The sequence below is a fragment of the Sphaerospermopsis reniformis genome (assembly GCF_005402885.1).
In the GTDB taxonomy this organism is placed as follows: domain Bacteria; phylum Cyanobacteriota; class Cyanobacteriia; order Cyanobacteriales; family Nostocaceae; genus Sphaerospermopsis; species Sphaerospermopsis kisseleviana.
On sequence record NZ_BJCE01000256.1, the window covers coordinates 1 to 7,359 of the forward strand.

Annotated in this window: 6 protein-coding genes; all 6 read right to left on the reverse strand. The window is 39.1% G+C overall.

The window, feature by feature from the left end; genetic code table 11:
• Positions 1 to 401: 401 nt before the first annotated feature.
• The 6 genes from pglZ to brxC all read right to left on the reverse strand — a co-directional run bounded on the left by pglZ (position 402) and on the right by brxC (position 6,961).
• Positions 402 to 3,251 (reverse strand): BREX-6 system phosphatase PglZ, encoded by a 2,850-nt coding sequence (gene pglZ, locus FFR48_RS23370; RefSeq protein ID WP_137669017.1) that lies wholly within the window; start codon positions 3,249 to 3,251, stop codon positions 402 to 404.
• Between the two features lie 489 nt (positions 3,252 to 3,740).
• On the reverse strand, positions 3,741 to 4,178 hold the full coding sequence (locus FFR48_RS23375) for a hypothetical protein (protein ID WP_137669018.1): 438 nt from the start codon (positions 4,176 to 4,178) through the stop codon (positions 3,741 to 3,743).
• On the reverse strand, positions 4,165 to 4,401 hold the full coding sequence (locus FFR48_RS23380; protein ID WP_137669019.1) for a hypothetical protein: 237 nt from the start codon (positions 4,399 to 4,401) through the stop codon (positions 4,165 to 4,167). The genes FFR48_RS23375 and FFR48_RS23380 overlap by 14 nt, the downstream gene beginning before the upstream one ends.
• Positions 4,398 to 4,829: a putative toxin-antitoxin system toxin component, PIN family gene (locus FFR48_RS23385; RefSeq protein WP_137669020.1), complete on the reverse strand. Its 432-nt coding sequence runs from the start codon at positions 4,827 to 4,829 to the stop codon at positions 4,398 to 4,400. The genes FFR48_RS23380 and FFR48_RS23385 overlap by 4 nt, the downstream gene beginning before the upstream one ends.
• 201 nt (positions 4,830 to 5,030) lie before the next feature.
• Complete coding sequence (locus FFR48_RS23390; RefSeq protein WP_201277670.1) at positions 5,031 to 5,276, reverse strand: hypothetical protein; 246 nt, start codon at positions 5,274 to 5,276, stop codon at positions 5,031 to 5,033.
• Positions 5,234 to 6,961 (reverse strand): BREX system P-loop protein BrxC, encoded by a 1,728-nt coding sequence (gene brxC / locus FFR48_RS23395; RefSeq protein ID WP_137669021.1) that lies wholly within the window; start codon positions 6,959 to 6,961, stop codon positions 5,234 to 5,236. The genes FFR48_RS23390 and brxC overlap by 43 nt, the downstream gene beginning before the upstream one ends.
• Between the last annotated feature and the right edge of the window lie 398 nt (positions 6,962 to 7,359).

The following is a 7,359-nucleotide window of genomic DNA, read 5'->3' on the forward strand; positions in this document are numbered from 1 at the left end:
GGCAGGGGGCAGGGGGCAGGGGGCAGGGAGTAGGGAGTAGGGAGTAGGGAGTAGGGAGTAGGGAGTATGGGGGCAGCTATGCTGGAGGGAAAAGGTTTTTAGGAATTTTACATTTTGTTACACACCTTGGTTTTTTCGTGCCGACTTACTTAAATTAATTTTGCTTGGGTACTTACAGCAGTTTCCTAAGATATGAGGTACAGAATCAAGATTTAAACCTATACACAAAGCCAGTTTTACTCCTGAACTCCTGAACTCCTGATAGCGAAGCGTGGCGTGCCAACAGTATCCGTAGCGACGTAGGAGCTATAGGCATAGCGTGGCGTTAGCCATACTCCTGACTCCTGACTCCTGACTCCTGACTCCTGACTTCTGAATTCTGCTGTATATTGATTTTAATTTCAGTTTTGTTTAACGTAACGCTTACCATTATTTGTAGTTTCAATCCTGACTAGGAAGGGAACTTTTTTCAAGTATTCCTCAAAGTCTAAAGCAAACCGTCTTGTTTTTCTAGGATTACCAAGAATTTGGGTGAGTTCTATTTCGGTAATAGAGTTGTGTTTTTGCAGATGCAGGAATACTTGGGCTATTGCTTGATCCTCAAAACTATTTTGCCAATCATTGCTGCTTGGTGTTTGTGTGGTGCTAACTTCAGTTTTCAAAGAACCAGAAACGTCAAAATATTCTTGGGGAATGGTTGCTTCTACATCCTCTATACCGTCAGGGTGAAAAATCTCAATACGGACTCGTTCATCCCGTTGTCCTCTCAGATCCAAGCCTACTTCTACCCATTCATCTGTAACGGGAATTTGCAGTTGTTGGTTATTTATCTTTGCACCAATTACATCTTTAATTGTAATTTGAATATCCTGACGGTTAGGAACATGAAACGCTAAATTAATTGTTTTAGATTCAGTAAAATTTAACACACTTTGGGGTAAAGGGGCTGGTTTTACTCTTAAACGGATTCTGTTATTATCTGCTTGAGCTTCAATTAAATATTTCACCATTCCCGACAGGGAATTATAACGCTGAGATACTTTCAGGACAGGAATTACACGCTCTTGTAAACTGTTACCACCATGTACAAAGGTAGCTCCAGGATTACCCGTAGCAAATACGGAGGTATCTTTGCAGAATATTAAGTATTTATTTTGTCCTTCATATTTTAAGGAACTTAAAGAAACTGTGACACAACCTTCCTCGGAGCGTGGTTCTGAATCTAGAATATAGCGGCGGTATGGGTCTTTTTTACTACCATAGTTTTTTTCCTTAGTCGTATGGTCTTGCAGTAAAAAACCATGATCTGCTGTCAAAATAAATTCATTTATGCCAGCATTTTTTAAGTGATTCCAGGCAGATTTGATTTGTCCCAGCCAAGTTTCAAAGGTGGCTAAACCCAGGTTAGCTTCTCCTGCATCGTCAATTTCTCGACTATGAATAATAATTAAGCGGGCATTAGCACAGGTTTTTTTCAGCTTGGATGCTGTACAATTACGCACTTCTGTTAAGTTAAAGCTGACAATTTCTTTACTTTCCTTACCATGTTGAGAAACACTCTTATCTTTGATCGCTCTCACCCTTTCTTGGGGACTGCGGACTGTATATTCACCTGTTTTAAAACCCTTGAAACCATTATCACCTGCTAAGAGTAGTTTTCCTCCTTGGCTGACAGGAGTTAAGGCGTTCATGCCTACGGCGGTAATACTAGGCAATTCTGCATACCGTCCTTTAAGTGATACTACAGAACCAGCTTCCGTAAAATCTTGGAGTAATTCTGTAGCCATTTCATAGCGAAAAGCATCAATTAAAAAATAGGCAACTTTTTTATGATTGTTTTGGGTGAGTGGGTGAACAACTTGATCATAGATGGTACGCTGTTGTAAATCTGCTTCTGGCAAAAAGCTGTCTTTTTGGCAGATGTCGCTAAAGTCTTGGGCTAAATTATCAGCCCAAACTCGATATTGGCGACGGAGTTGTTCAGTAGCTTCTAGGAGTTGGGCAAAATGGGGTAAATCTGGTAAATTTACGTATTGTTGCTCAAAACGGCGATGGGCTAGGTCTACTTGATAACCAGAATCGGTATAGTATTCTAAGACGGCTCGGAGATTATCTAAGGTTTTAATCCTGCCAGAGTTGTTAATTTTATCACCTAAAGTTGCGGCGGCTTGGATGAGTGTCCATTCTATTCTCTGGGTGCTATGACGTTCTAACCAAAATGTAGGTGTTTCTGTACGTGGTTTTGACCATGTTAAAACTTTACTATAATTTCCTGCTAATAATGCCTGAACTGCGGCGGCTAAAACTGCGTTTTCTCCCCATTGGAAAGTCTGAATTTTGCTTAATTCCTCTGGGATAAGAGTTTGTAATTCAGGTTCTAGGTGAGACTCAACAATTACCGCTTGGGCGGCGTAGGTATCGGGATAGCGTTGACGCAGGTACTCTATTAATTGTTTACAGTTTTTCCGTAGGGGTAAAGAAAGTTGGCTGAGGGGTTGGAGTTGGGGAAGGTGGGGTAAACGGTTGAGGTTTTGGACATATTCAACGCACATCAGCCACGCAGCGAAGGCTTCACCTAGTCTAGAAAAGGAGAGTGTTTCTTGGTTGTAGTAAAACTGTAAAAATGCCTCATCCATACCTGTGTGGCGGTACAGATGTTGAGTTAGGGTGTCGAGACTGTGGGTATCTGGAAATTTAACCCGTAGTTTTTTAGCTTCATCTATGATGTTGTCTAGATCCAGTAAACCTTCTAAAATCCATTCTAGGCTGAAATTTTCTAAGTATTTAGCTAGGCTGTCTTGGGGTTGGGAAAGGGTATTTTCTAACCAAGTTTCGGCGGTGGCCAGGTCGCTAACGCCTTGAGAAAGGTAGTTTTCTAGTTCTGTGGGGGTAACTTGACCTGTGGAGGCTTCGCGGATGAGGGTGTCTAAGGCTTTGCGGAAACGATAACCAGCCCGGTAAAGTTCTAAAATGGGGGTTTTACGAATTGTATCTTCTGTATGTCCGGGCATATGAATGAGTAATGTTTCGGGGACGAGTCCATTACCATAAGGTTCTAGGGCAAATAACATTTCTAGATAACTACCACGAAAGGCGACGACTGGGGCGAAAAATTCACCTTGGCGATGGCGGGTTATGAGTTCATCAACATAGTTGTTATAGTGTGCGTCTTTATCTAGCCAGATGACTATTCCTTGTTCCCGCAATTTCTGTTCGATTTCGGTTTTTAGATAGTTGGTAATAATAGACATGGATGGGGAATTAAAAAAATGAAGAATTTAGAATTTAGAATGTAGAATTACGTTTTGTAACAGGGATTTTACCCCGACGCAAAACCGGTTGCTTGTAGAAGCTGGGGACTTTCACCCCCAAAGGTAAGTTAATTTGATTTTGGGGTGTTTTTTTAAACGCAGATAAACGCAGATTAATACAGATATTTTTTTACTTTTTTTTCTGATTTAAAGGTTTTAGGACTTACGCACGAAGCAATCAAAAACCTGATTCTTTCGTAGGGGTAATTCATGAATTACCCCTACTTTCGTCATATTTTGTGTAAGTCCTGGGTTTATTTAACTGGGTTTATTTAATACCTCACGCAAAGGCGCAATCTCCGTTAGGAGATCCCGCAGGGTAGGGGCAAAGGTGGAAGGAAAAGTAGTGGAAGGAATAGTAAAAGAAGTTGAGGTTTTCATACTTTGATTTTTCATACTTTGATTTTTAATCATGAATAATACAGGTTTTTATAGTTCCTGAAGTAAGAAGAAGTTTTGAATAACTTTTGGTCCAATTCCTTTGACGGGCATTAAGAAATCGGTGATTAGTTTTTTATCTCTACTTGAAAGTATTTTCTCACAGTTGTTTATACCTTGATTAGCAATTAATATTCCTAAAGCTGTCAATCTTTCGGCAAATAAATTAGTCATAAATGAACCACGTTCACAACCTCCTTGACGAAGGCGTTGATTCATTTCCTGAATATCCCATTGTTTTAAGTTCTCTGGATTAAATAATCCAATTTCTCTCATACTTTCAATATTTGCATAAGTTTTACTTAATGTGTATTGATTTACTGATAAAATGGAAATTACTAAATCTTCCCATACACTATTTGTATTATATTTTGTTTGTAAATTTTGTTGGTTCATTTGAGTGGGTTGTTTTGGCTTATAATTTGTCATAATCTTCTGGTTCTACATTGGGGACTTTAGCTAAAACTTGTTGGAATTTATGCCAACTACCACGTTTAGCTTTTTCTTCGATATAGTCTTTGGTCATCCATGCAGAAACTTGTGCTGATAGGGCAATAGCTACAAGTTGTTCTAAGGTCATATTTTCTTTGGCTGCTAAGGCTTCGATTTGTTTATATAAAGATTCCGGGATTTGTACGTTTAAGTTACTCATGATAATTCTCCTACTTGTTGTAAGAATTGTTTAGGAGTTAATACTCTGATGCCAAATTTTTCTGCTGCTTGTAAATCTTTTTGATTGTAAGTGATGATAAAGTCGGCTTGGCATTCTACGGCTAAATCTATGACAAAATCATCATCTGGGTCTCGTGCAACTGGTCGCCATAGATAAAAAATATTACATTGGTTGGATATGGCACAAATCGCTTCTATAACATTATCAATATCTTCATTTTTTAGGTTTAATTGGTCTTTTTCTCGTTTCAGTATTTCTTCATACTCGAAGATTAAAGCGGTGGAAATATTTAATTGCCAACGAGTATCGTTGAGTATGGTTAATAACTTGTAGGATGCACCACGGTTAGAACGTAGACCAGCTAGAATTACGTTAGTGTCTATTACAATTTGATAAGGTCTGGTCATTTTTTACTTTTTTCCATAGTACCTTGTGTTTAGTTTGTTGCTGTTTGTTTGAAATTATATTACAGCAGTGACCAGGTTGGAAATTCTCTTGGTTTAAGGCTTTGTGATAAAAATTTGGATGTGATTGATCTGCAATGTGCTGTATTTCATGCAGAAGCGTAGAAACTAAATTTTATACTTGTTTCCCCATTCCCTATTCTCTTATTCTTCTTCATAGTCTGGGGCTGTGGGAATACTCCAGTCTTCTTCCTGGTCTTGTTTTTTGCGTTTACGTTCTCGCCGTTTTTCTTCTTTTTCTATTATTTCTTCTACGAGTTCGGGGTTTTTATCTATAAAGTCTTTTCGCAGTTGGTGGGAGTCAATTTCATCTATGGTAAAATCCGGGGCGATTTCGTCTTGTAGTCTCAGTTCCCATTCGTAGGCTTTGGTTCTCGTTCTCTTTGCCATTCTTGTCCCGCAGAACTTTGAATTTTATAACCGAGTTTATCAGAATAGGACAATAACCCTAAACCCCGCAATTTTTCTAATGCTAGAGTTACACTTGACTCTGGATTATTCATGCCTAATTCAGAATATAAACACTGACTAACTAAATTAGTGGTAGTGGGTTCTTGTTCTTGAATTAACTCTAACAGTGCCACAACTTTAGCTACTTTCACCGCCATTTCATCATTAATTACTTGTTCATGGTTAAAAATTCGGGCTAAAGTATTCTGAACATCAGCATCTAAGGCAGATTGTTGGACTTCGTAAATGTTTTCTAAAGTTACCAACGCACCTATAGGCTTATCTCCTAATTTCTGTTCTCGAAACAATTCTCCTAATAATTGCAATAGCCCACGAATTGCATAATCATCACCTTTAGCGCGACTAGAACGAGTGCGGAGGTTAGAGGTAATTTGCATCAACAAATCCACATAACCAGGAAGCATGGGATAAACTTCTACAAAGTCTTCCTCAGTGATAGAATCACATTTATAACCGTAGAGTTTTAAATCACTACGGTGTTGCTGAAATAATGTTCTTAATTCTGGTTCTTTGCTAGGGGCTTTTTTGAGCAAACGTTTGTGAACTACATCCCGAATATTAGTAGGTGCAAGGTGAACCCGCAACTTTGGCGGAAAGCGGTCTTTGAGTTTACCAATGTTACTTTCATCATCAGAATCTTCTAATTTTTGTTGACCAGTAGCCAATAACCACACCCGTCCTTTTAGCTTTTGTCCTAAATCAGAAACAAAAGATTGTAGTTTCAGCATCCGGTTAGTATTTTGATAGATATACTGGCTCACTTCATCCACCACCACAAACAAAGTTTTACCAGGGGCGCGAAAATTGAGCATATCAATAATCGCTTTCGTGGTTTCTGCAACTGATGTACCGATTCCGGTTTGTGCGCCAGCACGACTATCAAGCCAACTCATGGGGTCAATGTAGCGACTGGGGTTCATGGCGTGCATGACTTCAGAAAAGGCTTCTTCTGCTAATTGATCTTTTTTTGCTGTTGACCAAGGTTCGCCTAAAGTCTGTTCTGCACAACTGAGAAATTCATCCCATTTGCGGTCTAATTCTAATTTCAGTTCGTGATCTGCAACATAATTACTAATAGTACAGTAGCCTAAACGTGATTGAATCTCTCGCTTAACTGCCGAGTGAATATCTTCATCATCCCTGGCCACAGCACCAATATCAAAAACTACGGCAATAGGGTCAAGCTGATTTCGCAGTTCATACCAAGCATCACGAAATTCTTGACTTTTGGGAGAATCATCCCTTTCTAAGAGGGTATCAGCTAAAGTGCGACCATTAGGTAAGATAATACCATCTAAAGCCAAGCCTAAAAGTTTAGCAAAACTAGATTTACCAGAACCATAAAAACCTGAGATCCAAGAAGCTGGTAATTCTACACCGCCCCGTTTTTGTAATTCTGCTGCTATGCCTTTGAGGAGTTTGACAAATTGCTCATGAATACCTGATTGTACACGCTTATGGCGGGGGTCTTGTTCAGGATAACCACCAGTGATAATGTATTCCGAGACTTCTTCTAAAACTTTGGCTGGGTCTTGCTCATGAAAATAGACAACCGGCGCAATATTACGGGCAACATCAGCAGCAAAGATTTCCTTAATTGTCATGCAAAATTTCCTTTACAGCAGTAATTAATTATACTAAATCCTCTTTTCTAATCTATCTTTTGATCTGACGATTAGAAATCCGGGGTATACAAGCTAAGTCCTTATTGATTGGGACTAATAGCAATACTTTTCAGTTTAGGTTTTCATCCCCGCAACCCCGCTTGAAAAAAGCAGGGATGTTTTATTCCCAAAAAGGCGCATAATGTCAAGATTCGATTTTGGGAATCGCTCTGATTTTCTGGGGAAAAATTTGTGAGTTTTGAATCAATGAGGTTCACATTGATTTTGTTTCAAAAACTATCACTAAAGATATTGACAAATGTACCCTCCTGAAATAAAGAAACAGCCATGCTTAAAAAAAGGGGGGCTAAAATGCCTTTGTTTCCCCTACACCCTGC